Origin of the sequence: Amphritea japonica ATCC BAA-1530, from assembly GCF_016592435.1 — a bacterium.
GTDB lineage: Bacteria > Pseudomonadota > Gammaproteobacteria > Pseudomonadales > Balneatricaceae > Amphritea > Amphritea japonica.
In genome coordinates, this window is record NZ_AP014545.1 from 909,101 (window position 1) to 935,820 (window position 26,720).

The 26,720-nt window shown below is 47.7% G+C and carries 21 protein-coding genes, 2 tRNA genes, 3 rRNA genes and 1 riboswitch; of the genes, 20 read left to right on the forward strand and 6 right to left on the reverse strand.

Annotation, left to right across the window (positions count from 1 at the left end; translation table 11 throughout):
* Window positions 1-12: 12 nt before the first annotated feature.
* The 10 genes from radC (at window position 13) to thiC (ending at window position 10,657) form a co-directional block, all read left to right on the forward strand.
* A complete protein-coding gene (gene radC, locus AMJAP_RS04195; protein ID WP_019622529.1) occupies window positions 13-687 on the forward strand; it encodes a RadC family protein in 675 nt (224 codons plus the stop codon).
* A 255-nt stretch (window positions 688-942) separates the two neighbouring features.
* Window positions 943-1,179, forward strand: coding sequence for a 50S ribosomal protein L28 (rpmB, locus tag AMJAP_RS04200; RefSeq protein ID WP_019622530.1), 237 nt, complete (start codon window positions 943-945; stop codon window positions 1,177-1,179).
* A gap of 11 nt (window positions 1,180-1,190) precedes the next feature.
* Window positions 1,191-1,346 carry a 50S ribosomal protein L33 gene (gene rpmG, locus AMJAP_RS04205; protein WP_019622531.1) on the forward strand — a complete coding sequence of 52 codons (156 nt, stop codon included), beginning with the start codon at window positions 1,191-1,193 and terminating at the stop codon, window positions 1,344-1,346.
* An 89-nt stretch (window positions 1,347-1,435) separates the two neighbouring features.
* Window positions 1,436-2,248: a bifunctional DNA-formamidopyrimidine glycosylase/DNA-(apurinic or apyrimidinic site) lyase gene (gene mutM / locus AMJAP_RS04210; protein ID WP_019622532.1), complete on the forward strand. Its 813-nt coding sequence runs from the start codon at window positions 1,436-1,438 to the stop codon at window positions 2,246-2,248.
* Window positions 2,248-3,156 carry an alpha/beta hydrolase gene (locus AMJAP_RS04215; RefSeq protein ID WP_019622533.1) on the forward strand — a complete coding sequence of 303 codons (909 nt, stop codon included), beginning with the start codon at window positions 2,248-2,250 and terminating at the stop codon, window positions 3,154-3,156. The genes mutM and AMJAP_RS04215 overlap by 1 nt, the downstream gene beginning before the upstream one ends.
* 94 nt (window positions 3,157-3,250) lie before the next feature.
* On the forward strand, window positions 3,251-5,464 hold the full coding sequence (locus tag AMJAP_RS04220) for an EAL domain-containing protein (protein WP_201356408.1): 2,214 nt from the start codon (window positions 3,251-3,253) through the stop codon (window positions 5,462-5,464).
* A 72-nt stretch (window positions 5,465-5,536) separates the two neighbouring features.
* Window positions 5,537-6,070, forward strand: coding sequence for a phosphatase PAP2 family protein (locus AMJAP_RS04225; RefSeq protein ID WP_019622535.1), 534 nt, complete (start codon window positions 5,537-5,539; stop codon window positions 6,068-6,070).
* A gap of 36 nt (window positions 6,071-6,106) precedes the next feature.
* Window positions 6,107-7,150 (forward strand): MJ1255/VC2487 family glycosyltransferase, encoded by a 1,044-nt coding sequence (locus AMJAP_RS04230; RefSeq protein ID WP_019622536.1) that lies wholly within the window; start codon window positions 6,107-6,109, stop codon window positions 7,148-7,150.
* Between the two features lie 603 nt (window positions 7,151-7,753).
* Window positions 7,754-7,860: riboswitch (TPP riboswitch) on the forward strand.
* Window positions 7,861-7,909: 49 nt separating this feature from the next.
* Window positions 7,910-8,722 carry a bifunctional hydroxymethylpyrimidine kinase/phosphomethylpyrimidine kinase gene (thiD, locus tag AMJAP_RS04235; RefSeq protein WP_019622537.1) on the forward strand — a complete coding sequence of 271 codons (813 nt, stop codon included), beginning with the start codon at window positions 7,910-7,912 and terminating at the stop codon, window positions 8,720-8,722.
* A gap of 54 nt (window positions 8,723-8,776) precedes the next feature.
* On the forward strand, window positions 8,777-10,657 hold the full coding sequence (gene thiC, locus AMJAP_RS04240) for a phosphomethylpyrimidine synthase ThiC (protein WP_019622538.1): 1,881 nt from the start codon (window positions 8,777-8,779) through the stop codon (window positions 10,655-10,657).
* Between the two features lie 69 nt (window positions 10,658-10,726).
* Here the strand turns inward: thiC and AMJAP_RS04245 are convergent, their stop codons facing one another.
* From AMJAP_RS04245 to AMJAP_RS04255, 3 genes are all read right to left on the reverse strand, one after another.
* Complete coding sequence (locus tag AMJAP_RS04245; RefSeq protein WP_019622539.1) at window positions 10,727-11,257, reverse strand: nucleoside 2-deoxyribosyltransferase; 531 nt, start codon at window positions 11,255-11,257, stop codon at window positions 10,727-10,729.
* Between the two features lies 1 nt (window position 11,258).
* Window positions 11,259-11,522 carry a DUF5062 family protein gene (locus tag AMJAP_RS04250; RefSeq protein ID WP_019622540.1) on the reverse strand — a complete coding sequence of 88 codons (264 nt, stop codon included), beginning with the start codon at window positions 11,520-11,522 and terminating at the stop codon, window positions 11,259-11,261.
* A 150-nt stretch (window positions 11,523-11,672) separates the two neighbouring features.
* On the reverse strand, window positions 11,673-12,137 hold the full coding sequence (locus tag AMJAP_RS04255) for an aminoacyl-tRNA deacylase (protein WP_019622541.1): 465 nt from the start codon (window positions 12,135-12,137) through the stop codon (window positions 11,673-11,675).
* Between the two features lie 131 nt (window positions 12,138-12,268).
* On the opposite strand from AMJAP_RS04255, the gene AMJAP_RS04260 reads away from it, so the two are divergent.
* On the forward strand, window positions 12,269-12,910 hold the full coding sequence (locus AMJAP_RS04260; RefSeq protein WP_019622542.1) for an MBL fold metallo-hydrolase: 642 nt from the start codon (window positions 12,269-12,271) through the stop codon (window positions 12,908-12,910).
* Here AMJAP_RS04260 and AMJAP_RS04265 read toward each other — a convergent pair.
* Entirely contained in the window at window positions 12,907-13,518 is a 612-nt protein-coding gene (locus AMJAP_RS04265; RefSeq protein ID WP_019622543.1) for a DUF502 domain-containing protein, read from the reverse strand. The genes AMJAP_RS04260 and AMJAP_RS04265 overlap by 4 nt on opposite strands.
* Before the next feature lie 82 nt (window positions 13,519-13,600).
* Between AMJAP_RS04265 and AMJAP_RS04270 the strand changes: the two genes are divergently transcribed.
* Complete coding sequence (locus AMJAP_RS04270) at window positions 13,601-13,837, forward strand: hypothetical protein (RefSeq protein WP_019622544.1); 237 nt, start codon at window positions 13,601-13,603, stop codon at window positions 13,835-13,837.
* A 13-nt stretch (window positions 13,838-13,850) separates the two neighbouring features.
* Here AMJAP_RS04270 and zapE read toward each other — a convergent pair whose 3' ends face one another.
* Complete coding sequence (zapE, locus tag AMJAP_RS04275; protein ID WP_019622545.1) at window positions 13,851-14,966, reverse strand: cell division protein ZapE; 1,116 nt, start codon at window positions 14,964-14,966, stop codon at window positions 13,851-13,853.
* 93 nt (window positions 14,967-15,059) lie between these two features.
* Between zapE and AMJAP_RS04280 the strand changes: the two genes are divergently transcribed.
* Entirely contained in the window at window positions 15,060-15,791 is a 732-nt protein-coding gene (locus AMJAP_RS04280) for a lipoyl protein ligase domain-containing protein (protein ID WP_019622546.1), read from the forward strand.
* Between the two features lie 20 nt (window positions 15,792-15,811).
* Here AMJAP_RS04280 and pfkA read toward each other — a convergent pair whose 3' ends face one another.
* Entirely contained in the window at window positions 15,812-16,816 is a 1,005-nt protein-coding gene (pfkA, locus tag AMJAP_RS04285) for a 6-phosphofructokinase (protein ID WP_019622547.1), read from the reverse strand.
* 331 nt (window positions 16,817-17,147) lie between these two features.
* Between pfkA and AMJAP_RS04290 the strand changes: the two genes are divergently transcribed.
* From AMJAP_RS04290 to AMJAP_RS04320, 7 genes are all read left to right on the forward strand, one after another.
* Window positions 17,148-18,140: a TAXI family TRAP transporter solute-binding subunit gene (locus tag AMJAP_RS04290; protein ID WP_019622548.1), complete on the forward strand. Its 993-nt coding sequence runs from the start codon at window positions 17,148-17,150 to the stop codon at window positions 18,138-18,140.
* A 778-nt stretch (window positions 18,141-18,918) separates the two neighbouring features.
* Window positions 18,919-20,459 (forward strand): 16S ribosomal RNA (locus AMJAP_RS04295).
* A gap of 93 nt (window positions 20,460-20,552) precedes the next feature.
* Window positions 20,553-20,629 (forward strand) — tRNA-Ile (locus AMJAP_RS04300).
* Between the two features lie 47 nt (window positions 20,630-20,676).
* Window positions 20,677-20,752 (forward strand) — tRNA-Ala (locus AMJAP_RS04305).
* Window positions 20,753-20,981: 229 nt separating this feature from the next.
* Window positions 20,982-23,874, forward strand: a 23S ribosomal RNA gene (locus AMJAP_RS04310).
* 142 nt (window positions 23,875-24,016) lie between these two features.
* A 5S ribosomal RNA gene (gene rrf / locus AMJAP_RS04315) occupies window positions 24,017-24,132 on the forward strand.
* Together the 16S, 23S and 5S rRNA genes with 2 tRNA genes alongside form the textbook arrangement of a ribosomal RNA operon.
* Before the next feature lie 375 nt (window positions 24,133-24,507).
* Window positions 24,508-26,685, forward strand: coding sequence for an esterase-like activity of phytase family protein (locus tag AMJAP_RS04320; protein ID WP_019623333.1), 2,178 nt, complete (start codon window positions 24,508-24,510; stop codon window positions 26,683-26,685).
* Window positions 26,686-26,720 lie beyond the last annotated feature (35 nt).

The following is a 26,720-nucleotide window of genomic DNA, read 5'->3' on the forward strand; positions in this document are numbered from 1 at the left end:
AAGGATGTGGATATGGCTATTACTGACTGGCCGGAGGCCGAACGCCCCCGTGAAAAGCTTTTACTGCAGGGTGCTGCAAGCCTCTCTGATGGTGAATTGCTGGCTATTTTCTTACGCACAGGCGTGAAGGGTTATAGTGCGGTGGATCTGGCTCGCCAATTACTCGTGAAATTTGGCGGATTACGGCCGCTTATTCGGGCTGATCAACAGAGTTTCTGTCAGGAGTGGGGGTTAGGGCCGGCAAAATATGTTCAGTTGCAAGCGGTGATGGAGATCAGTCGACGATGTCAGGCTGAGAAGCTGCAGCGGGACTCAGCGTTGACTTCCCCTGGTTTAGTCAGGGAATATCTTCAACACCAGCTCAGTGATCATAGCCGGGAAGTCTTTGCCTGCTTATTACTGGACAGTCAGCACCGGGTGATCTGTTTTGAAGAATTATTTAAAGGCACTATAGACAGTGCTGCGGTACACCCTCGCGAGGTGGTTAAGCTGGCGCTGATGCATAATGCTGCTGCAATGATTCTGGCGCATAATCACCCTTCCGGTGTTGCTGAGCCAAGCGAGGCGGATAAGTCGATAACGCTGCGAATTAAAGAAGCGTTGCAGTTAGTGGATATTCGTTTGCTGGATCATATGGTGGTGGGTGCGGGAGCGACAGTTTCTCTGGCGGAAAGAGGGCTGGTTTGATGTTATCTAAGGTTCTTACAGAGCTGCTTAATAGTTGTACGCATCTATTGCAATAAAATAGAAAGACTTTATAGCTAATGGCGTTTGTTTTCTGTACAATGCGCGCTCTTCTATCCACCGGTACGGGATTTCGTCTTTGGTTTGGACGCTCCGCCTGAGGATATTGAAGTGGCCCTATTTATCTTTGGGAATCACGCTTCGTATCCAATAAGTATCTGATAGAAGGTAAATGAACTAAGTTAAAAGGTATTTAACATGTCTAAAGTTTGCATGGTTACAGGTAAGCGTCCTGTAACAGGGAACAACGTTTCCCACGCATTGAACCGCACACGTCGTCGCTTTTTGCCAAACCTGCATTGGCATCGTTTCTGGGTTGAAAGCGAGCAGAAGTATGTACGTCTGCGTGTTTCTTCAAAAGGTATGCGTATCATCGATAAGAAAGGTATCGATGTTGTGCTGGCTGACGTTCGCAAGAACGGCACTAAGGTTTAAGGAGCAGGATTATGCGCGATAAGATTAAGATGGTTTCTTCTGCAGGTACTGGTCACTTCTATACCACTACTAAGAACAAACGTACTACTCCTGACAAGCTGGAAATGAAGAAATTCGATCCAGTTGTACGTCAGCACGTAATGTATAAAGAAGCTAAGATTAAGTAATAGTCTTCGCTTTCTTATGAAAAGCCCGGCTGGTCCGGGCTTTTTTGTGCCTGAATAGCCCCACTCAACAGCTTTGAAGCTCATCTACTATGCCTGAATTACCCGAAGTTGAAACAACCCGTCGCGGTATTGAGCCTCACCTGGAAGGTCGGCTCATTAAGGACTTGATTGTTCGTCAGCCCAAGTTGCGTTGGCCTGTGCCAGAGGCATTAAAAGGGCTGGTTTTGGGTAATCGGATTTCATCAGTCTCTCGGCGGGGAAAGTATCTCTTGCTCAACCTGCCAAATGGTGCGGTAATGGTTCATCTGGGTATGTCTGGCAGTCTCTATCTGGTTCCTGCGGACCAGCCTGCTGGTTATCATGACCATATTGACCTGATTTTAAATTCAGGTATGGCGTTGCGCTTGACCGACCCGCGACGCTTTGGCTCGGTATTATGGCAGCCCTTGGGTGAAGCTCATGAGCTATTGAGCAGGCTTGGGCCTGAGCCATTGAGTGATGATTTTACTGTTGATTATCTGAGGCAGTGTTGCTCTGGGCGAAAACAGGCAATAAAGCAATTTATTATGAATAGTCAGGTTGTCGTTGGTGTGGGGAATATTTACGCCAATGAAGCGTTGTTCAAAGCGGGGATTCACCCGAAACGGGCCGCTGGAAATATTTCGCTATTACGCCTGAGCCGGTTGGTCGATGAGATTCGTACTGTATTAGCTAAAGCGATTGAGCAGGGTGGGACTACCCTTAAAGATTTTGTCGGTGGTGATGGACAACCAGGATATTTTAAGCAACAACTAAACGTATATGGTCGTGGCGGAGAGTCATGCCATGTCTGCAAATCAACGCTGAAAGAGATTCGTCTTGGTCAGCGATCTACTGTTTACTGTCCGGAGTGCCAACACTGATGGGAATTCTTGAGCCCCTATTGAAGCCTACCCCTACAGGCGGAGAAACCTGTCCAACACGGGAGGATCTGCAGAAAGCGCTTGGGAGTGAAGTGTACCTGGCTAAGCGGGAGACGTTTCATGTGGGTGAGCTTCCTATTCACTGCGAGATTTACGAGCATCATGTGGATTCGCCGGTATTACTCTATCTGCCGGGCATAGGTACCTACGGAGAACTCTATGCTGAGATGCTGTGGAACTTGTCTCAGAAAGGTTTTAATGTGGTGGCTATCGATCCTCCCGGACATGGTTACTCAGGCGGTGAGCGCGGAGTCTTTTCGGTTGAGTTGGTTCAGGAAGCTGTATCTGAGGTAATTGATGCCCTGGAGCAGCGTTATGAAGGGCCTTACTTTATTTTTGGTTACTCCATTGGTGCATTGTTGGCGGTGGCTGCTGCAGAGCAGGATGAGCGTATCAGTAAAGTAGTTTGTGGCACTCTTCTGACAACTGAAGTGCCGCCGGACTTGTTTCATTTTCTGGGCTGGCAGTGGACCTGGGGTAGCGCTATGTTGTTTCCCTGGGTGCGCTTACCGCTGTCGTGGCTGGTGGACTATGATCAGCTACTCGCCGGTCATCCGGCAGGCCGATTGATAAACCAGGACCCTATGTTGGTGTTGGATTATCCTTTTAAAAGCCTATCTAGCCTGTTTAGTCACAAGGCTGGCATCATGCAACAACGTTATCCCTTCCAAATAGCGATAGTTCAGGGTGATCAGGATGAGGTTTTATCGATTGGTTATGGTCGTCGTGTTGTTTTTGAGGCGGAGCAGCCGATTGAGTTAATTTCCGTGGCTGGTGAAGGCCACATGATGCCCCTTACAGCACCTCTCAAACTGGCAGGCATTATAGCTGACTGGTTAAATACATAACCGTTAGTATTAGTGTAAATAGATATAAGACTAAACCGAGTCTATGCCCACTAAGATATTCGCTAAATTGACTCCGCTGTTGCAGATATTGAGTGTGTTAATACTCTCAGTTTCTGTCAATGCGGCGATCCCTCTGACGACTGAAGAACAACGTTGGCTGGCTAAAGGCGACCCTATAAAGGTAGGTGTGGCTATTATCCCTCCTTACCTTTCGAATAAGGGTGGGGGTGATACTGTTGAGGGAATGTCACTTGATTACCTGAAGTTGATTGAAGTTTCCTTAGGGGTTGAATTTCAGTATCAGGTGTTCAAGAGCTATGGCGCCATGATGGAGGCAGCTAAACAGCACTCAATCGATGTGGTCTTTGCGGCAAGTAATACTGAAGAGCGTCGAGATTACCTGGATTTTACGCAGGTATATTCCCATTTGGCGAATAAGATATTTACTCAGAAAGGTCGGTATCAACAGGCTGAGATGAGCGACTTTACTGGCAAACAGTTTGCTGTTCCAAGAGGAACTGCGCTGGTAGGTTATATCAGAACTAACTATCCGGGTATTGAGCTGGTTCAGGTTGATGATCTAGGTGAAGCCTTTAATCTTTTATCCGCTGGGCAGATTGAGGGAGTAGGCTCTTATGCCTCAGCTGGTTATCTTTATTCTGTTCTGGAAGGCATTGATAATATCAGTATCGTGGGAAGTGTTGGTTACGACTACCACATCTCTTTTGCCTCTCGAAATGATCAGCCTTTGTTAGGAGTGCTGCTGGAGAAAGCGCTATCAGCGGTGAGCATCGAACAAAAAGCTGAGATAGAAAGGCGTTGGGTCCAACCCGAAGATACTCAACGAATTGACAAAGAAACCTATGTCAGCGCGATTATATTGTTAGGTTTTGTTCTGGCTATCGCCGGCCTGCTTATCGTGGTTTTTTGGAATAGAAGCCTTAAACGCGAAGTGTTGTACCGGCAGGAAATTCAAAAAGAAGTTAGTTTTCTCGCTTATCATGATGAGTTGACCGGGGCTTACAATCGTCAATTTTTAATTGAAACGCTGTCGGAATATACCCGGCTGGCATTTTCCAATGACCGGTCCACCTGCGTGATTTTGTTGGGGTTGGACAACTTTAGCCTGATTAATGAGTTTCATGGTCAGAAAATTGGCGATTATGTGCTGAGACGGATGAGTAAGCGACTTAACTCCCGATTAAGTGGTGATGCTGTTTTGTCTCGCACCGGTGGTGATGAATTCACTGTGTTACTCAGACAAGCTAATAATCAAGTTGTGCTAAGTCACCTGGCGGATCTTCTTATTGCTGAAATTAGCTCACCGATTGCCTATGGTGATCAGAGTTTTAGCCTGACAGCTACAGCAGGAATATCCATACAGACTGAGGAGTTGAGTGAGCCTCTGCGCTTATTGGAACAGGCTGATCTCGCGCTTCACGAAGCAAAGCGTAAAAACAGAGGAGGTTATCTGTTTTATGCGCTCGAGATGAGCGATAAGTTGCAGGAAAGGGAGCAGCTGGCAAACGCACTGTCGAGAGCGCTGCGCACGGAACAGTTCTATCTGGATTTTCAGCCTCAGGTTGCACTTGATACTGGTGAGGTCGTTGGTTTTGAAGCCCTTGCGCGTTGGCAGCACCCTGATCAGGGCAATATCCGACCGGATAAGTTTATCGCACTTGCTGAGCAGGAAGGGTTGATTGTTACGCTGGGTGATCGGGTGTTGCGTTTAGCCTGCGAGCAGGGGCGTGAATGGCTGGATCAGGGGTTGGAATTTCAACGTATCGCGGTCAATGTTTCGGTAAAGCAGTTTATAGAAACTGATTACGTCAGCAAAGTGCTGAATACCCTCGAGCAAACCGGGTTTCCGCCTTCTAAGCTTGAGCTAGAGTTGACCGAGTCTGTTTTTATGGGCGATCGGGATCTGGCGAAAGAAACGATGGATAAGCTGACCCGCCAGGGGATCTGCTTTGCTATCGATGACTTTGGTACTGGTTTTTCATCGTTACTTTATCTTAAAGAACTGCCGGTATCTAAGCTAAAACTTGATCAGGGTTTTATTCGTGGGATCACGAAAGATCACTCCAGTCTGCAGATCGTTAAGGCTTCACTACAGATGGGCCATGCCCTGAGTATGGATGTTATCGCTGAAGGTGTAGAGACTATAGAAGAACAGGGTCTTTTAACCGATCTGCATTGCCAGCAGGCGCAGGGGTATCTATTCAGCCGTCCTCTGAAATCACAGCTGATCACAGCGGATAAAATAGCTCAGATCGAGCGAAACGTAAGGCTTGTCACAGAAGCTTAAACTTCTTTTAACTGATCTGTCATCGTTTCTGAAAGACAATGTTGCCAAACAGCAAACATTGGGCTCAGAACAATGAACGCCTTTCAGCAACGACTCGTCGCATTTGATGTATCGCTTTATTACCTCTGTTTTGGTACCTGTCGACTATCGGTAATGTCTATAGCCAGCCGCTTAATCTCTAAGCTTGGAAATGGTGGGGTTTATCTGGCGACGGGCTTATTACTTGCCTGGTTTGAGTTGGAAGATGGCGCTGATTTCTTAATGACAGGGCTGGTTCTGTTTGCCATTGAATTGCCTGTTTATATCTTTTTGAAAAAGGCAATTAAGCGGGACCGGCCCTGCGATCGTTTCGATGATGTCACGCCACAAATTACCCCTGCTGATAAATTCAGTTTGCCCTCAGGGCATGCGGCTGCTGCATTCGTATTTGCAACCGCGCTGACTTACTACTACCCATCACTGATGTTGCCAGCTTATACACTGGCGTCTTTGATTGCGCTGTCCAGGGTGTTTCTCGGGGTGCACTATCCAACCGATATTATCGCGGGTGCTGCGCTGGGTCTCAGCTCTTCTGTCATTGGGTTGAGTTTGCTCGGACTTGTTTAGTTTTTGAAATAAGTTGTTTTATTTTCCGAGGATGTAATGAAAATTCTTTATGGTGTTCAGGCGACAGGCAATGGCCATATTACCCGCGCGCGGGTGATGGCTCCGGCTTTAGCTAATGAGGGGATAGAGGTTGATTTCCTTTTTAGTGGACGTGATCCGGATAAGCTTTTCAATATGGAGCCTTTCGGGGATTATCAAATACGCAGGGGGCTTACATTCAGCGTTACCGATGGAAAAATCGATCGCTGGCGTAGCCTTACCCAGAATAACTTGTTTCAGCTAGTTCGCGATGTTCGTGACTTGAGCCTTGATGAATATGATCTGGTGATCAGTGATTTTGAACCTGTTACGGCCTGGGCTGCAAAACTGCAGAAAAAGCCCAGTATCGGAATTGCACATCAGTATGCGTTCAACTACCCACTTCCTGGCCCCAGTATAGGACGGATGATGATACCGATGATCCGTTTTTTTGCTCCGGTACAGCAAGGAGTTGGTTTGCATTGGCATCATTTTGATGGGCCGATATTGCCTCCTTTGATAGAGGCTCAGCCTTACCCTGTTTCTGAACAGGCGGGTATGATTTTGGTATACCTGCCTTTTGAAAGTCGTGAGCAAATTCGTCAATGGCTACTCCCCCTGAGTGACTACGAGTTCCATGTCTACTGTGATATTCCTGCTGAGGAGGATGAGGAGCATATCCTGTGGCGTCCATTGTCTCGTGTGGGTTTTAGACAAGCTCAGGCCCGTTGTGAAGGTGTTATTGCTAATTGTGGTTTTGGTTTGGCAAGTGAAGTTTTACAATCTGGAAAGAAGCTTTTAACAAAACCGTTGGCAGGCCAGCCAGAGCAGGTTTCTAATGCTGCTGTATTGGAGTATTTGGGCTTAGCGGAAGTGTTTCAGCAGCTGCAAGCGAAGCAGTTTTATCGTTGGGTGAAGCAAGTTTCACCTGAGCCGATAGCGTACCCGGGTGTTGCTGAAGCGTTGGCCCGTTGGGTTCATGCAGGCTGTAAACAGAGTGTAGCTGAACTTGCCCATGAGCTTTGGGCAGAAGCACTAGCTGAGTCATTAAGGGTTGAATAGGAAGTTAACGACAAAGTATGGCTGGTTAGAATGCGAGCAAAAAAAAGAGAGTACTCAGTTCCCCTTGAGTACTCTCTTCTGACTTTCCCTGTATCCATTTCCTTGATGAAATCTATCTGGCATCCTGCCGACGTCCATGTATCCTTTTTCATCTAGATGGGTAATGCTTTAAGTCGCTGTCCCTCGTCCGTGAAGGCATTCGATCCGTCAGAAACAGTATCCTATTTCAAGTGGACTTAGACTATAGGAAAAATTCGTATTTTGCGTTGCAGCATGGGTTAACTGAGCGAAATGTTTTTCGCAGGCAAAAAAAAGAGAGTACTAAGTTCCCCTTTAGCACTCTCTATATATGGCATCCCTTTTCCTTGCGGTTAATCCAAGGCATCCTGCCAGCAATCCTTGCTTCCTATCCCGCTTGTCATGGCCATCCTGTGTTCAGTCCCGAACATTACTCTTCCTGAAGCACATAATGTTTGAATTACACTTGGATTTATATAGGAAAAATTCCTATTTTTTGCTGTGCAGCAACTTTAGCTGCTTTAGTAATGGGGGTTATATTCGGTTCAGATGATAGACAAGTCCGGCACTTGGACATAAAATACACAGATCTTGTCGGGGTGCCCTCTATTGGGCTGAGAGTTGGTGAAAGCTAATAACCCGCGAACCTGATCCGGTTAGTGCCGGCGTAGGAAATCGAGATAAGCCGTAATACCTCTCCTTTTTGTATTCGGTTTAGCTCATACGGCTGGACCTGAACAGATGTCTGAAAAAAAAATACCTATTGCACTGACTATTGCTGGATCTGATAGCGGTGGTGGCGCGGGCATACAAGCTGATTTGAAAACGTTTTCGGCCTTGGGTGCGTATGGTGCCTCTGTTATTACTGCCGTTACTGCACAAAATACCTCTGAAGTTCGGGCGATCCATCCTATACCGGTTGAAATTATCAACCAACAGATCAATGCAGTGTTTGATGATCTCAAGGTTGATGTTGTTAAAACCGGTATGCTTGGTGATGCGCAAACGGTGGCTTGTGTGGCTGATTGCCTGAGTCGATATAAATCAGTGCCGTTCGTACTGGATCCGGTCATGGTGGCGAAAAGTGGTGATGCATTACTGCTGCAAAGTGCTGTGGATATGTTAAAAACGCGCCTGATACCGCTAGCGTCACTGATTACCCCTAATCTGCCTGAAGCCTCTGTTTTACTGGGTTGTGGTGAGCCTACCAGTCTTGAACAGATGGAAACGATGGCGCAGCAGTTAATGGGGCTGGGTGCCGGGGCTGTTCTGCTAAAAGGGGGACACCTTGAGAGCAGTGATAATGCAACAGACCTGTTTTATGATGGTCAACAGATGGTCTCTTTGAGCTCTCCACGTATCGCCACGCAAAACACCCATGGTACCGGTTGTACTTTGGCATCTGCGATTGCTGCGGGGCTTGCTGATGGCCTGAATACACTGGCGGCAATTAAACAGGCGAAAGACTATATTGATGCGGCTATTGCTGCTGCAGATGATTTACAAGTAGGGCAGGGTCATGGTCCTGTCCATCACTTTTATAAATATTGGTAACCGGCTTTACGTAGCGGGTGCCCTATAAGAAAAACTAAAGAAACAGGTAATAAAATGGCAGATAGTCCTACAGTTCTAAGTCGCAGTGCACAGGTGGATGAAGCTTCCGTGCAGCCATTTCCAAATTCTCGTAAGGTTTATGTTGAGGGGTCTCGCCCTGATGTTCGGGTGACGATGCGTGAAATCTCTCTTGATGATACGCCGACAGATATGGGCGGAGAGAAGAATGATCCTCTCTATGTTTATGATACGTCCGGGCCGTATACCGACCCAGAAGTAAAAATTGATGTTCGTAAAGGTCTGGCGCCTTTGCGTGCTGGCTGGATTCAGGAGCGGGGGGATACCCAGCAACTGGATGGATTGAGTTCAGAATACGGCCGTGGCCGCGAGCAGGACCTGCGGTTGGATCATCTGCGATTTGAACTGACCCGTAAGCCGTTGAAAGCGAAAGATGGCGCCAATGTGACCCAGTTACATTATGCCCGCAAAGGCATCATCACGCCGGAGATGGAATATATCGCTATCCGCGAGAACATGAAGCTGGCAAAAGCTAAAGCGGAAGGTAATGTTGTCGCAGAACAGCATCCGGGGCATAGCTTCGGCGCTAAACTGCCGGATGAGATCACCCCTGAATTCGTTCGTCAGGAAATCGCTGAAGGTCGTGCGATTATCCCTGCGAACATTAATCACCCGGAAGTTGAGCCGATGATCATCGGCCGTAATTTCCTGGTGAAGATCAACGGCAACATCGGTAACTCTGCCCTGAGCTCCTCGATTGAAGAGGAAGTTGAGAAGATGACCTGGGGTATCCGCTGGGGTTCAGACACTATTATGGATCTGTCTACCGGTAAGAACATCCATGAAACCCGTGAATGGATCATGCGTAACTCGCCGGTACCGATCGGTACGGTTCCGATCTATCAGGCTTTGGAAAAGGTTAGCGGTGTTGCTGAAGATCTAACCTGGGAAGTGTTCCGCGACACACTGATCGAGCAGGCTGAACAAGGGGTGGATTACTTCACCATTCATGCCGGTGTATTGCTGCGTTATGTGCCGATGACCGCTAAGCGGATGACCGGTATCGTCTCACGTGGTGGCTCGATCATGGCGAAATGGTGTCTGGCACACCACGAAGAGAACTTCCTCTACACCCACTTTGAAGAGATCTGTGAGATTTGTAAGGCGTACGATGTATCCTTTTCGCTGGGTGATGGTCTGCGTCCAGGCTCTGTTTATGATGCTAACGATGAAGCACAGTTTGCTGAGCTGGAAACCCTGGGAGAACTGACTAAGATCGCCTGGAAACACGATGTTCAGGTGATGATCGAAGGTCCGGGTCATGTACCAATGCACATGATCAAAGAGAACATGGACAAGCAGCTGACCGAGTGTCATGAAGCACCGTTCTATACCCTTGGACCTCTGACGACCGATATTGCACCGGGCTACGATCACATCACATCTGGAATCGGTGCGGCAATGATCGGCTGGTACGGCTGTGCCATGCTGTGCTACGTGACTCCAAAAGAGCATCTGGGTTTGCCGAACAAAGATGACGTGAAGACCGGTATCATTACCTACAAGATTGCTGCGCATGCTGCGGATCTTGCGAAAGGTCATCCGGGCGCGCAGATTCGTGACAATGCGATGTCAAAAGCACGTTTCGAGTTCCGTTGGGAAGACCAGTTCAATATTGGTCTGGACCCGGATACGGCCCGTGCTTACCACGATGAAACCCTGCCGAAAGAATCCGCTAAAGTGGCCCATTTCTGTTCAATGTGTGGACCGAAGTTCTGCTCTATGAAGATCTCTCAGGAAGTACGTAACCTGGATGATACGGAAGTAGCTGCAATGCAAGCTGCAGCAGATAAAGGGATGCAGGAAAAGTCGGAAGAATTCAAAGAAACCGGTGCAGAGATTTACCATAAGGTATAAAACTGGTGGGGATTTCTTGTTAATAAAAAGCCGCTTTAATTAGCGGCTTTTTTGTAGAGTGCTTGTCGTTCAAATGTTGTGATTAATCTGTTTCAGAACCTGCTCAAAAACGTGCAAATGATTTTCCATATTCTCCGTTAATGTCTTCGTTAGCAGGCCTCCCTGGTGGTCTGTTGCACCGACCATCATCAGGTTGTCTGCCATAGCAAATGATTCAATGGTAAAGCCGTTGCTATCCACTTCACTGCCTTCGACTCTATTGTTGTATAACCGGCCATCCAGGCTGTAACCCCAGACAGGTTTTTTCTGGGCGGTGATGTAGCCCATCTCAAAGGCTGTACCTACATCCATACTAGGGCCCCGAAAGGGGGTCATATTGGCAATGATTAGATCACTGTTGTCCATCAGGGCAATGTTGGCTCGATAGATAGTAAGGCCAGCATCAACGGGTGATAATCCAGACAAGTCCAGTTCGGTGTCCAGTGGAAAGTGGCCAGAAAATCCATATTTTTGACAGAGTTTTTTCTTGGCGTTTCCTAGTTCTGTGGCGTTAGGCCAGAATACGTCGGGACCCGCAAGGTAGATGGATTGTTGCGCCATCTTATTCTTCCAGTAGTGGATGATCTTTGGGAAGCTGACGACTTATCCATAGTGCTAGCTTATGTTTCATATTGGGCTCGTTATCTTCGCCCTTAGCCAACGGTTGAATCAGCTTATCCAGAACAAGAAGGCGGTAGATTGCTTTGACTTTATCACCGGCACTGTCGGTGGCTTCAAATTTACCTGCCCCTCGGGTTGTCATATACACACCGCCAATACGGATCGCTTCTTTCACCAGTTCAGCTTCATGCTTCAGCTTCTTCATTACACTCTCCAACAGCATTAATAGGGGTATTGGCTGTCACTATCGCATAGCTGTCAGACCGGGGTAAATACAATATGAGAGATTTTTCCGGGATGGATAGACCGTCCCGGAAAATGAAGCGATTTTTTAGTCTTAATGCTACAGCTTTGCTTAGTGGCTGATCATGCCGTGGGGATTTTCAGACATTACTTTTTTGAAGGTAGATTGAGAGATGCACAGGAGGTCCTGGTGATCACCCGCTTCCATGTAACAGTCAGGCTCACTGGCCAAGTGATCGTCCCAGATAACTTTTAGGTTATAGGCCTGTCCCAGTGCGGGGACTGCCCCTTTGTTACAGTCGCGAAATAGAATTCTTACATCTTTCTGAGCGGCAGGGGAAAACACCCGGCCCATTTGGCGATTGATCGCTTGCAGATCAACCCTCCGATCCGAGGGAACAACAGCCATCATGAAACCTTCATCGTCCCTTAGAACCACTCCTTTGGCCATTCTTCGGGCGGGTACATGAGCAGAAATCGCTGTGCTGAGAGAGGTCTCTGTATAGGGGTGTCGAATCAGGCGATAAGGTATATCACCCCGATTGAGATAGCTTTGTAGAGTAGGAGATACAGACATTTATATAACCTCCTGACAGTAGGTACTGCCTGTCCTGAAGTCTGTTGCTAATTGATGCACGCTGGCATATCGAAGGATAGTTCAGAAATAGGTATACTGCGGGATCAGTTTTCAACTACCACGGCGTCACTATGAAATACAGTATTATTCCGGTTACCCCTTTTCAGCAAAACTGCACTTTATTGTGGTGTGAACAGAGCAAAAAAGTGGCGGTGGTTGATCCCGGCGGTGATATTGAGAAAGTCCTGGAGAAGATCGCAGACCTGGGGCTGACGTTAGAAAAAATTCTTCTGACTCATGCGCATATTGACCACGCGGGAGGGACTGCAGAACTGGCGAAGCAAACAGGCGTTCCGATTGAAGGGCCGCACATTGGCGATAAATTCTGGATTGATGCTTTATCACAACAAAGCCAGATGTTTGGCTTTCCGCAGGTAGAGATGTTTACGCCTGACCGATGGCTGGAAGATGGTGATAGCCTGACCGTAGGCGAGGAAACACTTCAGGTTCTGCATTGTCCGGGACATACCCCAGGGCATGTGGTGTTTTATAGTATTGAAAGTCAGCTGGCTCAGGTGGGTGATGTGCTTTTCCAGGGTTCTATAGGTCGTACAGATTTCCCTCAGGGCGATCATGATACTTTGATTGGTTCAATTCGTGAGAAGCTGTTCCCTCTGGGGGATGAGGTGGCCTTTATTCCAGGTCATGGTCCGATGTCGACCTTAGGCCATGAAAGGCAGACGAACCCCTTTGTCAGTGATTCCAGGGGTTAGTCTTTGGCACTCCCTGTGGTGGTTGAAACGCCGCCACTAACAATAAAGGTGGTAACTTGTCCCGGACTTACCGCCAAAGGTATGACCTGATCTCGAGGAACGATGATCAGGTTTCCTGAGAAGTTGTACGAATCAGGCAAGTACACTGAGACATCATCGCTGAGTCCGAAGTCATTCAGATCCTCGCATGTCAGAAACCCCATTACTTTGATCGTTTTTTCTCTATTCAGATAAACCATGACGGGCTTATCAAAGCTTTTCTGGTCACCCAGTAATGCCTGAAACAGGTCTTTTAGTGAGTTATAGAGTAATTTTACGACGGGAATCCGCTCCATCAGGGAGCCTATGATATTCATCAGAAAGCGGGTCAGATAGAGAGAGCCGGCCAGGCCTGTCAGGATTATCGCCACCACGGTGAGCAGGATGCCCAGCAGTGTTTCTGCCAGTCCGGGTTTAAGGTCAGGTATGAAGTTGCTGATCAGGGATCCGGCAGCGGAAAACAGTGTTTCATCCAGCGCTGTGAAGATCAGAAAAACCAGATAGATGGTCAATACAAAAGGCAGCAGTATCAATAAGCCCTGAAAGAAAAATCGCAACAATAGCTTCATGAAAAAAAATCCTGTTGAAAACCAGTAGTAACGGGTGGTTTAACTATAATTATCCCATGCTCAATGATCTGGGAGGTAATTTATGAATCAGATCAACTATGGGAACTACCGTATCACCGCCATGGTGAAGAACATCGGCCATAATCGCTGGATGCTGGAACCTAAAATTTATCACAAGGATCTTAAAGATACGATTTTCCATAATGCGGGTGATCTGGAGCAGGTTCCGGAGAACCAGGTAATCGCGAACTCTGAAGAGGAGGCGATAAATCAGTGTTATGAGTTAGGTAAATTGGTCATAGATGCTGATCTACATTAGTAAAAAAGCGCCACTAATGCTGGCGTTGTTGGTACTCCAGTGACTGCATCTCTGTTAGTCGACTGAAGGTGCGGGCGAATTCAAAGGTAAGACTGCCTTCATGATAAATCTGTTCCAGTGGGACCTCTATGCTCAGGAACAAATTCACACTCCGGTCATAGAGCTCGTCTACCAGGCTGATGAAGCGTCTGGCCGGGTCGTCCATATTTCCTAGTAATATCTGTCGCTCTCCTGCTTTCACGGCCTGGCTGCCATCTTCTGTGCCTCGGGCTTTAATTTGCTCTCGGGTACGACTTCCAAGTTGTGGAACCTGACTAACAAAAATATAGCTAAAGCGATTGGCCAGGTCGATATAGTCCAGTTGACTGCGGGCACCCTCACAAAGGTGATCAAAATCAAACCAGACACAATCACGGCTGAGGGCGCGAACAGGGATGGGCCGTTGCAGTACTGAGACAGTGTCATAGGCGGGTGGGGTATTGCTGATTGACTGATAATGCTGTGTCAGCTCCTCGTCTTTATGAAAAATACAGGGAGAAGGTGTCAGGCTACGTAACCTGTGATCGGTATTTCCCGTCAGGTTGAATACCTGCATTTGCTGGTTGATCATTGTGATGATCGGTTTTACCCGATCTTGAAATAAGGGATCTTTACAGAGTTCTTCAGGGGGGCGATTCGAGGTGGTGATTAGAATGACTCCGTGATTGAGTAGCCCTTTAATCAGAGCGCCAAGAATCATCGCGTCGGCAATATCATTGAGAAAAAATTCATCAAAGCAGATTAGCTTATAGCGCTTGGCGAGTTGAGCGGCGATGAGTGCTACGGGGTTAGATTGTCCTTGTCGTTGATGAAGCTGCTGGTGGATCTCTGACATAAAACGGTGAAAGTGAAGTCTTAAGCTGATTTCATCGGGTAGGTGGGAAAACAAAAGGTCCATCAAAAAGGTTTTCCCCCGACCAACAGGCCCCCAAATGTAAATGCCTGATGTGTTGCTCTGGATAGCGGTTCCAGTCTGCAGTGCCTGATATATTGGGTTGAGATCAGTGGCCAGCGCTAACTGTATTGGGTCTGATTGATAACCCTTTAAAGTGAGCTCACCGTGATAAATATCGATAAAGTTTGACTGCATCACATAAGATCCAATTTTTGCCTACCGCATGATAATAGTTTTCCCTGGTGGAGGGATAGGTTAATCTTCCTGTCTCTAACCTAGGAGCGAAAAATGCTAAGTACGCCTCTGCCGTTGGTTGTCGGCTCAATGCCAGATGAACAGCAGCGTATCAGTGATATTCTTGAAGCCGGTGTTGAGTCTCCCCATGTGCTGTTCTGGCAATATGATCAGGCGGCGGTCATCATGGGCTGTTCACAGCGGCCAAATGAAGATCAGGAGCAGCGATCCCAGGAAGCTGGCTTGCCAATTTTACGGCGTCGTTCAGGTGGTGGAGCGGTATTAGCAGGGCCCTGGATGCTGAGTGTGACCGTTTTCATACCCCCGGATCATCCGGTAGCGGCACAGAATATTATTGAAATTTTCAGTTGGCTGGAGCAGATCTGGATAGAGGCTTTGCTGGCATGCCGGGTTCCTTGTAAAGGGGTTGATCAACAGCTGATCGAGCAATCGAAAGTGATTAGTCAGGAAGAGAATTTGAAATGGGCGTGCTATGCGTCGCTCTCCCATGGTGAGATTGTTAGCGAAGATGGACGAAAGCTGGTGGGTTTAGCCCAGATCCGTAAGCGTAAAGGTGTTGCGCTGGTAAGCGGTCTTCATCTTTACCCTTGTGACTGGGATGAGCTTAGTTCAATTGTCGTGGGAAGCCGGGAACCAGGCGTATCATTACAGGCGTTAAATAGTGATGCGCAAGGTCTCTCGGGTGTCAGTGCAGAGCAATTACTGCCTGATCTGATAAAGGCTTTTATTGCACGGTTGCCCGCTGATTTTCAGAGTCAGTTCTAAATTTAATTAGAATCGGCTGCTTATTTATGTAACAGCTGGGCCAGTTCAACGAGGTCTGGGTTGAGAGGTTTTTTCTTCTCTACAATATCCTGCAATGGTGTGGTTGTAATTTGACTATTAATCACGCCAACCATTATATCGGTGAATCCTGCCATCAGATAAGTCACAGCAGATGCCCCCAGGCAGGATGCCAGCACCCGGTCATGGCCGGTAGGGCGGCCGCCCCGTTGTATGTAACCCAAAATAGATACACCGGGCTTTTCTCCATGGCTTTCAAGTTGCTTTGCTAACCGGTAAGTCAGTCCAGGAGCTGGCCCTTCTGCAACGACGATGATGCCGCTACCTCCTTTGCTTTGAGCGCGATGACTGGCAAGAGAAAAACAGAGGGTTTCGAGTTTAAAATCGACTTCAGGGACAATAATCATCTCGGCACCACTGGCAATGCCAACTTGAGATGCAATATGACCAGAGTTTCGCCCCATGACTTCAACCAAAAATATACGCTCATGGGAAACTGCGGTATCCCGAATTCTATCAATGGCATCGAGCGCTGTATTGAGGACAGTGTCAAAACCGATCGAATCATCAGTGCCGTATATATCGTTATCTATAGTACCGGGTAAACCTATGACTGGAATACCTGTTTCCTGGGTAAAATAATGTGCCCCGGTCAATGATCCATCACCACCAATCACGATTAGGCCATCAATTTCATGTTTTTTAAGAATTTCAGCCGCTTGATTACGTACTACCGGATCTTTAAACGCGGGGCAGCGATCGCTCTTAAGGATGGTTCCACCCCGTTGGATGATATTAGTGACATGGGTGCTTTTAAGCTCAAAAATATCGCCAATAATAAGTCCGCTATAACCTCTATTGATGCCAAAAACCCGCAGTCCCTGATTTAAGGCAGAACGAGTAATAGCCCGGACAGCAGGGTTCATGCCGGGTGAATCACCGCCGCTGGTCATTACTGCAATCGCTTTGATATTGGTGCTTTTTTCTAATTCAGGAAGGTTATACATAGCGGCGTCCCAAAGCTGTGAATAACATTAATAGTATGTGCTTAAGAATTTAAGGCAACATATTATTAAAATGTAATTGTGCTGATGGTGATGAGTGCAGTGTTATCACTGTGTGGGGCGGGGTTAAACATTGTTAAAAGTAGGTAATAGGTAACGGTTACCTTTATGGGATATAACCCCTTTGTTAAATACGCAGAAAAATGGTGTCGTAAGTTGCTGATCCTGCACGTAATATGGTATCTGTATGCACGATAATAAGCGTGTCCTTCTGATACGGTTATAGTCTCAGTTAGTTTATAAATTTGGGTTTTGATATTCAAAGGAGTGGAGTATGGCTTTTCGTAACACAGTTATCTCGTTAATAATGGCTGTTGGCGTAGGTATTGCTTCGATGGGCGCATTAGCTGCTGACCCGATAAAAGAGGTTGTGTCTATCGGCACGGGTGGCGTTACAGGTGTTTATTACCCTACTGGAGGCGCGATTTGTCGGTTGGTAAATAAATCCCGGAGTGAGCATGGCATTCGCTGCTCAACAGAAAGTACAGCAGGCTCCGTTGCGAACTTGAAACTACTGAGCAAGCAGGATCTGAGTTTCGGAATTACCCAGTCAGATTGGCTTTATCATGCTTATGCCGGTAGTAGTAAATTTTCTGCGGATGGCGCTAACCGTGATCTTAGAGCCGTTTTTGCAATTCATTCTGAACCTTTTACGGTTGTCGCACGCGCAGATAGTGGTATCAGAACAATTGATGATCTAGAGGGGAAGCGAGTTAACATCGGTGTTGAGGGGTCCGGGCAGCGGGGCACTATGGAAACACTTATGAGAGCAAAAGGCTGGAGTAAAAAAACATTTGCACTGGCTGCGGAACTGAATGCATCTGAGCAGGCAAGTGCTCTGTGTGGTAATGAAATTGATGCCATGGTCTATATGATCGGTCATCCAAGTGGCGCTATTAAAGAAGCGACTACTTCATGTGACAGTGTGTTGGTCGATGTAAGTGGGCCTGCAATTGATAAGTTAGTGAAGGAAAACAGCTATTACCAGATTCAGATGATACCGGGTGGTATGTATCGCGGGAATGATCAAAGCATTAAGAGCTTTGGTGTTGAGAGTGTTTTAGTCTCATCCGTTGATACTTCGGAAGAGGTCGTCTATCAGTTGGTCAAATCAGTATTTGAAAACTTTGATACTTTTCGTAAGTTGCACCCTGCCTTTGCAAATCTGAATAAGGAGGATATGGCAGTAGCGACAGGCACTGAGCCTATTCACTCCGGTGCTCTGAAATACTTTAAAGAAGCTGGGTATATAAAGGTGCTGGAATAAAAGTAAGGCCCTTTGGGTGTTAGTAGCTAAACGCGACTGCGTTGCTTGTTAATTGAATCAGACGCTTCGCTTGCTAGTGGCTAGACTGGAAACTGCGTTTCCTCGCTAGAAAGGGTATGAACACAAAACCGCCGGCAGGCGGTTTTGTTGTTTAAAGGGGGCATGCTGCTCAAGCAAGTTACTCTTACGAATTAGGTTTTTACCCTGTTTAAAAAGAGTGTTCTCCTCGCTCCTCGCAAGCGGTGCAACCGCGTCTAGCTACTCACGTAGCGACGGTCGGGCTGCTAGCCTCCTCGAAGTGCAGACTTTTTCATAAAATATTCACTTTTTTGTGCTCCCGATGTTGACTCCTCCACTCATGAATGTAGAATGCGCTTCCTCGCTTGAGACAGCCACTGGAAACGGTCGCTGAGGCAGGTTGAGCTGTTCAATATAACTGATTGAAAAACAGTGTTTTTTAGTTGGATTAAACGGAACAGGAAGAAGATCGGATGGTTTGATAATTTGTTAAAAATTATGAAACAAAATGGTTGACTTCATCAGGGTGTTGAGTAGAATACGCACCTCGCTTGAGACGACTCACCGGAAACGGTTGAGAGTTGCTAGCAACGCTCTTTAACAGTTTGATCAGATAATTCGTGTGGGCGCTTGTTGAGATGAAGCAAAAAGCTTTATCAAAGCAAACGACCAACGTGAATACATTTATTTGTTTTTATGTGAAATTGTTTAATGCTTTGAGCTAGATTTACAGAATGTCTTTTTCCGACATTCTTGATTTAAACTGAAGAGTTTGATCATGGCTCAGATTGAACGCTGGCGGCAGGCCTAACACATGCAAGTCGAGCGGTAACATTTCTAGCTTGCTAGAAGATGACGAGCGGCGGACGGGTGAGTAACGCGTAGAAATCTACCTAGTAGTGGGGGATAGCCCAGAGAAATTTGGATTAATACCGCATACGCCCTACGGGGGAAAGGAGGGGACCTTCGGGCCTTTCGCTATTAGATGAGTCTGCGTCGGATTAGCTTGTTGGTGAGGTAATGGCTCACCAAGGCGACGATCCGTAGCTGGTCTGAGAGGATGATCAGCCACACTGGAACTGAGACACGGTCCAGACTCCTACGGGAGGCAGCAGTGGGGAATATTGCACAATGGGCGAAAGCCTGATGCAGCCATGCCGCGTGTGTGAAGAAGGCCTTAGGGTTGTAAAGCACTTTCAGCAGTGAGGAAAGGTTAGTAGTTAATAACTGCTAGCTGTGACGTTAACTGCAGAAGAAGGACCGGCTAACTCCGTGCCAGCAGCCGCGGTAATACGGAGGGTCCGAGCGTTAATCGGAATTACTGGGCGTAAAGCGCGCGTAGGCGGTTTGTTAAGTCAGATGTGAAAGCCCCGGGCTCAACCTGGGAACTGCACCTGATACTGGCAAACTAGAGTACAGAAGAGGGTGGTGGAATTTCCTGTGTAGCGGTGAAATGCGTAGATATAGGAAGGAACACCAGTGGCGAAGGCGACCACCTGGTCTGATACTGACGCTGAGGTGCGAAAGCGTGGGGAGCAAACAGGATTAGATACCCTGGTAGTCCACGCCGTAAACGATGTCTACTAGCCGTTGGGAAACTTGATTTCTTAGTGGCGCAGCTAACGCAATAAGTAGACCGCCTGGGGAGTACGGCCGCAAGGTTAAAACTCAAATGAATTGACGGGGGCCCGCACAAGCGGTGGAGCATGTGGTTTAATTCGACGCAACGCGAAGAACCTTACCTACTCTTGAAATCCAGAGAATTCGCTAGAGATAGCTTAGTGCCTTCGGGAACTCTGTGACAGGTGCTGCATGGCTGTCGTCAGCTCGTGTTGTGAAATGTTGGGTTAAGTCCCGTAACGAGCGCAACCCTTGTCCTTATTTGCCAGCACGTAATGGTGGGAACTCTAAGGAGACTGCCGGTGACAAACCGGAGGAAGGTGGGGACGACGTCAAGTCATCATGGCCCTTACGAGTAGGGCTACACACGTGCTACAATGGCCGGTACAGAGGGCCGCAAACCTGCGAGGGGGAGCAAATCTCAGAAAACCGGTCGTAGTCCGGATTGGAGTCTGCAACTCGACTCCATGAAGTCGGAATCGCTAGTAATCGCGAATCAGAATGTCGCGGTGAATACGTTCCCGGGCCTTGTACACACCGCCCGTCACACCATGGGAGTGGATTGCACCAGAAGTAGCTAGCTTAACCTTCGGGAGGGCGGTTACCACGGTGTGGTTCATGACTGGGGTGAAGTCGTAACAAGGTAGCCCTAGGGGAACCTGGGGCTGGATCACCTCCTTAAACGATAGCGGATTCTTAGCAAGCGTTCACACGAATTATCTGATCACTGATAGAGAGAGCAACTAGCAGCCGAGAGGCTGTTTTTTATGCGATAGGCTTGTAGCTCAGCTGGTTAGAGCGCACCCCTGATAAGGGTGAGGTCGGTGGTTCAAGTCCACTCAGGCCTACCAATCTTCCGTCATACTCACGAGTAGAACGAAAGATGGTACTAATCATTGGGGCTATAGCTCAGCTGGGAGAGCGCCTGCTTTGCACGCAGGAGGTCTGCGGTTCGATCCCGCATAGCTCCACCATTTACTGAACTTTAAATGGTCTCTAAAGTTTTAAAACATACACATCATCTGATGTTTATTTTTTAAAGCTTTTAGCTTTAAACGCTCTTTAACAATTGAATCCTGTAACAAAACGAGAAAGAAAATGTACAAGCGCTTATCCGGCGTAATGTATCGTTATTTCAGCAGTCATCGAAAGATGACAAATGAAGTTTAATCAGTGACTTTGACAGACCCTTTTGGGTTATATGGTCAAGTGACTAAGCGTGCACGGTGGATGCCTTGGCAGTCAGAGGCGATGAAGGACGTGGTAACCTGCGATAAGGTTCGGGGAGGCGGTAAACGGCCTTTGATCCGGACATTTCCGAATGGGGAAACCCACCCAGTATAAGCTGGGTATCTCTTGAGTGAATACATAGCTCTTGAGAAGCGAACCCGGGGAACTGAAACATCTAAGTACCCGGAGGAAAAGAAATCAACCGAGATTCCCCTAGTAGCGGCGAGCGAACGGGGACCAGCCCTTAAGCTGTGTTGTAGTTAAAAGAACGCTCTGGAAAGTGCGGCCATAGTGGGTGATAGCCCCGTATTTGAAAACTTATACACAGTGAAATCGAGTAGGACGGGACACGTGATATCCTGTCTGAACATGGGGGGACCATCCTCCAAGGCTAAATACTCCTGACTGACCGATAGTGAACCAGTACCGTGAGGGAAAGGCGAAAAGAACCCCTGTGAGGGGAGTGAAATAGAACCTGAAACCGTGTACGTACAAGCAGTGGGAGCGGTCCTTGAGACCGTGACTGCGTACCTTTTGTATAATGGGTCAGCGACTTAATTTTAGTAGCAAGGTTAACCGTATAGGGGAGCCGTAGGGAAACCGAGTCTTAATAGGGCGTTCAGTTGCTAGGATTAGACCCGAAACCGAGCGATCTATCCATGGGCAGGTTGAAGGTTGAGTAACATCAACTGGAGGACCGAACCGACTGTCGTTGAAAAGCCAGCGGATGACTTGTGGATCGGAGTGAAAGGCTAATCAAGCTCGGAGATAGCTGGTTCTCCTCGAAAGCTATTTAGGTAGCGCCTCATATCTCACCTACGGGGGTAGAGCACTGTTTCGGCTAGGGGGTCATCCCGACTTACCAACCCGATGCAAACTCCGAATACCGTAGAGTGCAATTATGGGAGACACACGGCGGGTGCTAACGTCCGTCGTGAAAAGGGAAACAACCCAGACCGTCAGCTAAGGTCCCAAAGTTATGGTTAAGTGGGAAACGATGTGGGAAGGCTTAGACAGCTAGGAGGTTGGCTTAGAAGCAGCCACCCTTTAAAGAAAGCGTAATAGCTCACTAGTCGAGTCGGCCTGCGCGGAAGATATAACGGGGCTCAAACCATACACCGAAGCTACGGATGCTATTTATAGCATGGTAGAGGAGCGTTCTGTAAGCCGTTGAAGGGAAAGCTGTAAGGCATCCTGGAGGTATCAGAAGTGCGAATGCTGACATGAGTAACGATAAGGGGGGTGAAAAACCCCCCCGCCGGAAGACCAAGGGTTCCTATCCAATGCTAATCAGGGTAGGGTGAGTCGACCCCTAAGGCGAGGCTGAAGAGCGTAGTCGATGGGAAACAGGTTAATATTCCTGTACTTTTTGTTATTGCGATGGAGTGACGGAGAAGGCTAGGCCAGCACGGCGTTGGTTGTCCGTGTTTAAGGTTGTAGGTTTAGGACTTAGGAAAATCCGGGTCCTTATAAGACTGAGAATTGATGACGAACCCTCTTTTGGGTGAAGTGGTTGATGCCATGCTTCCAGGAAAAACTTCTAAGCTTCAGATAACAAGAAATCGTACCCCAAACCGACACAGGTGGTCAGGTAGAGAATACCAAGGCGCTTGAGAGAACTCGGGTGAAGGAACTAGGCAAAATGGTACCGTAACTTCGGGAGAAGGTACGCCGGTGCTGGTGATGGGACTTGCTCCCTAAGCTAGCGCTGGTCGAAGATACTAGGTGGCTGCGACTGTTTATTAAAAACACAGCACTCTGCAAACACGAAAGTGGACGTATAGGGTGTGACGCCTGCCCGGTGCTTGAAGGTTAATTGATGGGGTTAGCTTCGGCGAAGCTCTTGATCGAAGCCCAAGTAAACGGCGGCCGTAACTATAACGGTCCTAAGGTAGCGAAATTCCTTGTCGGGTAAGTTCCGACCTGCACGAATGGCGTAACGATGGCCACACTGTCTCCACCCGAGACTCAGTGAAATTGAAATTGCGGTTAAGATGCCGTATATCCGCGGCTAGACGGAAAGACCCCGTGAACCTTTACTATAGCTTCGCAGTGGACTTTGATATTACTTGTGTAGGATAGCTGGGAGGCTTTGAAATCTGGACGCCAGTTCAGATGGAGCCAATCTTGAAATACCAGCCTGGTACTATTGAGGTTCTAACTCAGGTCCCTTATCGGGATCGAGGACATTGTGTGGTGGGTAGTTTGACTGGGGCGGTCTCCTCCTAAAGAGTAACGGAGGAGTACGAAGGTGCGCTCAGCATGGTCGGAAATCATGCATCGAGTATAAAGGCATAAGCGCGCTTGACTGCGAGACTGACACGTCGAGCAGGTACGAAAGTAGGTCTTAGTGATCCGGTGGTTCTGTATGGAAGGGCCATCGCTCAACGGATAAAAGGTACTCCGGGGATAACAGGCTGATACCGCCCAAGAGTTCACATCGACGGCGGTGTTTGGCACCTCGATGTCGGCTCATCACATCCTGGGGCTGAAGCCGGTCCCAAGGGTATGGCTGTTCGCCATTTAAAGTGGTACGCGAGCTGGGTTTAGAACGTCGTGAGACAGTTCGGTCCCTATCTGCCGTGGACGTTTGAGATTTGAGAAGAGTTGCTCCTAGTACGAGAGGACCGGAGTGAACGAACCTCTGGTGTTCGGGTTGTCATGCCAATGGCATTGCCCGGTAGCTACGTTCGGACAGGATAACCGCTGAAAGCATCTAAGCGGGAAGCCCCCTTCAAGATGAGATCTCACTGGGACCTTGAGTCCCCTGAAGAGCCGTTCAAGACCAGGACGTTGATAGGCTGGGTGTGTAAGCGTTGTGAGGCGTTGAGCTAACCAGTACTAATTGCTCGTGAGGCTTGACCATATAACGCCAAAAGCGTTTGGGTCATCTGATTGAAAGACGATATATGCAAGACGGATAAGAGTTTGTACATACTCTCCGACTGATTACAGGATTCAAATGACGCTTGAACAGCAATGTTCAATCGTTAGAGCAACCAGTTTTGCTTGGCGACCATAGCGAGATGGAACCACCCGATCCCTTACCGAACTCGGAAGTGAAACGTCTTAGCGCCAATGGTAGTGTAGGGTTTCCTTATGCGAGAGTAGGTCATCGCCAAGCTTCAAATAAGAGACAGCCCCGATCATTAGTTTGGTCGGGGCTTTTTCGTGTCTGGGATTTAGAAAACAGGCGCAGACGCGACTGCGTCGCTGCTAGAACGGCGCTACGCGCCTGCTCGTGGCTGGAAAAAGCGTAAGAGCAAAAGCCTTCTTTATGAGTCATATCAGTCAATGTAATTGATAACTTTGTAAGGTTATTCATTCGCCGTGAGGGCACGGCTCCTACATACAAAAGACATAGCAGAGAATGCTATCACTGGGGTCTATGCTTTTTCTAGCAACTGCTCTAAATAATTTCGTAATACTTGAGTCACCAGTCTGTCACAAGTCCTCTCTAGTATCTCCGCATCAAATTTTCTTATGATGGAGTACTCCGATGCCCGCCTTCCGTTTTCAAAAAGCGCTTTTAACATTAGCTATTGCCCTTTCGGCCACTGCTGCCCATGTACACGCCGATTCGTTCAACCGTATTGCCAGCTTTGGAACTATTCACAACCTGCCGGAAGGTACTGAGCAGAGTCAGGAAACTTCGCCCGAAATCATTGCAGTTAGCGAAGATGGGAAGACTCTCGTTTATTCTGATAGCCCGTTTGAAGCGTTGGGTTTTGTTGATATCACGGACGCAAGAAAACCTGATTCTGGCGGCATAGTTAAGCTGGATGGTGAACCTACATCTGTTGCTATTGGTGGTAAAACGGTTTTTGCCGGTGTAAATACTTCCGAGAGTTATACTCAGCCTTCAGGCTACCTGCTTGCGCTGGGTCTAAAATCGCGGGATGAGTTGGCTCGTTGTGATCTGGGTGGTCAGCCAGACTCTATCGCCGTGTCGAAGGATGGGCGTTATGTTGCTGTTGCTATTGAGAATGAGCGTGATGAAGACCTGAATGATGGTGAATTGCCGCAACTTCCAGCGGGTTGGGTAGCGATCGTCCCTGTTAATAAAGGTCAGCTTCAATGCGATAAGATGACTAATGTAGATATGACAGGGCTGGCAGAGATTGGTGCTAGTGATCCTGAGCCGGAGTTTGTTGATTTTAACAGTCGTAATGAGATCGTTGTTACGTTGCAAGAGAATAATCATTTAGCAATTATTGATGCCGCCAGCGGTAAGCTTCTAAATCACTTCTCTGCAGGTAGTGTTGAGCTGGAAGGTATTGATATCAAGAAAGATAAGAAGCTTGATTTCACCGGTAGCCAGACCCGTTTGCGAGAACCTGATTCTGTTAAGTGGATCGATGATAACCGTTTCGTGATCGCCAATGAGGGAGACATGAATGGCGGTTCACGTGGTTTTACTATCTTTCATAAAGATGGACGCGAGCTGTTTGAATCAGGTACCTCTTTTGAGCAAGAGATTATTCTGGCAGGCCATTATCCTGAAAAACGTTCGGGTAAAAAAGGCAGCGAGCCTGAAGGTGTTGCTGTAGGCAAGTTCGGCGGTGAGACCTATATCTTTATCCTCTCAGAACGAGCATCTGTCATTGGTGTTTACCGTGATACAGGTGCAGCACCTGAGTTTATACAGTTGTTGCCCTCCGGGATGGCCCCTGAGTCTGCGGTCGTTATCCCGCAGCGTAACTTGTTGGTGAGTGCCAACGAGAAAGACCTTATTGATGATAAAGGCCCTCGAGCCCATGTAATGATATATAGCCTCACTGATGCGCCAGCGGCTTACCCACAGATTACTTCGACATTGACCAGTGAAGGTAAGCCAATTGGCTGGGGTGCGTTATCAGGTCTTACGGCAGATCCGGCTAAACCTGGTGTACTGTATGCTGTGAATGATAGTTTCTATGCTAATCAGCCGACTATTTTCACGATTGATGCTAATCAATTTCCGGCTCAAATTACCACAGAAACTCCTGTTCTGCACGAAGGTAAAACCGCTCAAAAACTTGATCTTGAGGGGATCGCTGCGGATGGTAAGGGAGGTTTCTGGCTCGCATCAGAGGGTAAAAAGGCTAAACAGATTCCGCATGCTATTCACCATGTAAACAGTAAAGGTGAAATTGACCGCTCGATCGATTTTCCGGTTGAGCTGTTGAAGCATGAGATGAAGTACGGTGCAGAAGGTATCACTATGGTCGGTGATAGTTTGTGGATCGCAATTCAACGTCCCTGGAAGGACGACCCTGAAGATCAGGTAAAACTACTATCTTATAACTTAAAGACAAATAGCTGGGGTGCAGTACGTTATCCGCTTGAAACACCCAAGAAAGGCTGGATAGGTCTCTCTGAGATCGTTAAGCACGGTGATAATGTTTATATCATCGAGCGTGATAATCAGTTGGGTGAGAATGCTGTCGTTAAGCGTCTTTATAGTGTTTCTATAGACCAACTGAAGCCTGCTGTAATAGGATCTGATTTGCCGATAGTTAAAAAGATGCTGGTGCGGGACTTTATGCCCGATCTACGTTCTTTGAATGGGTATGTTCAGGATAAGATAGAAGGCTTTGCAGTGGATGCTATGGGTACGGGTTATGCCATTACTGACAACGATGGTGTCGACGACAGCTCCGGTGAGACTTTGTTCTTTAGCACTGGCAAGATGTAACAACTAATTGATAGCTTAAAGGCGGCCATTGGCCG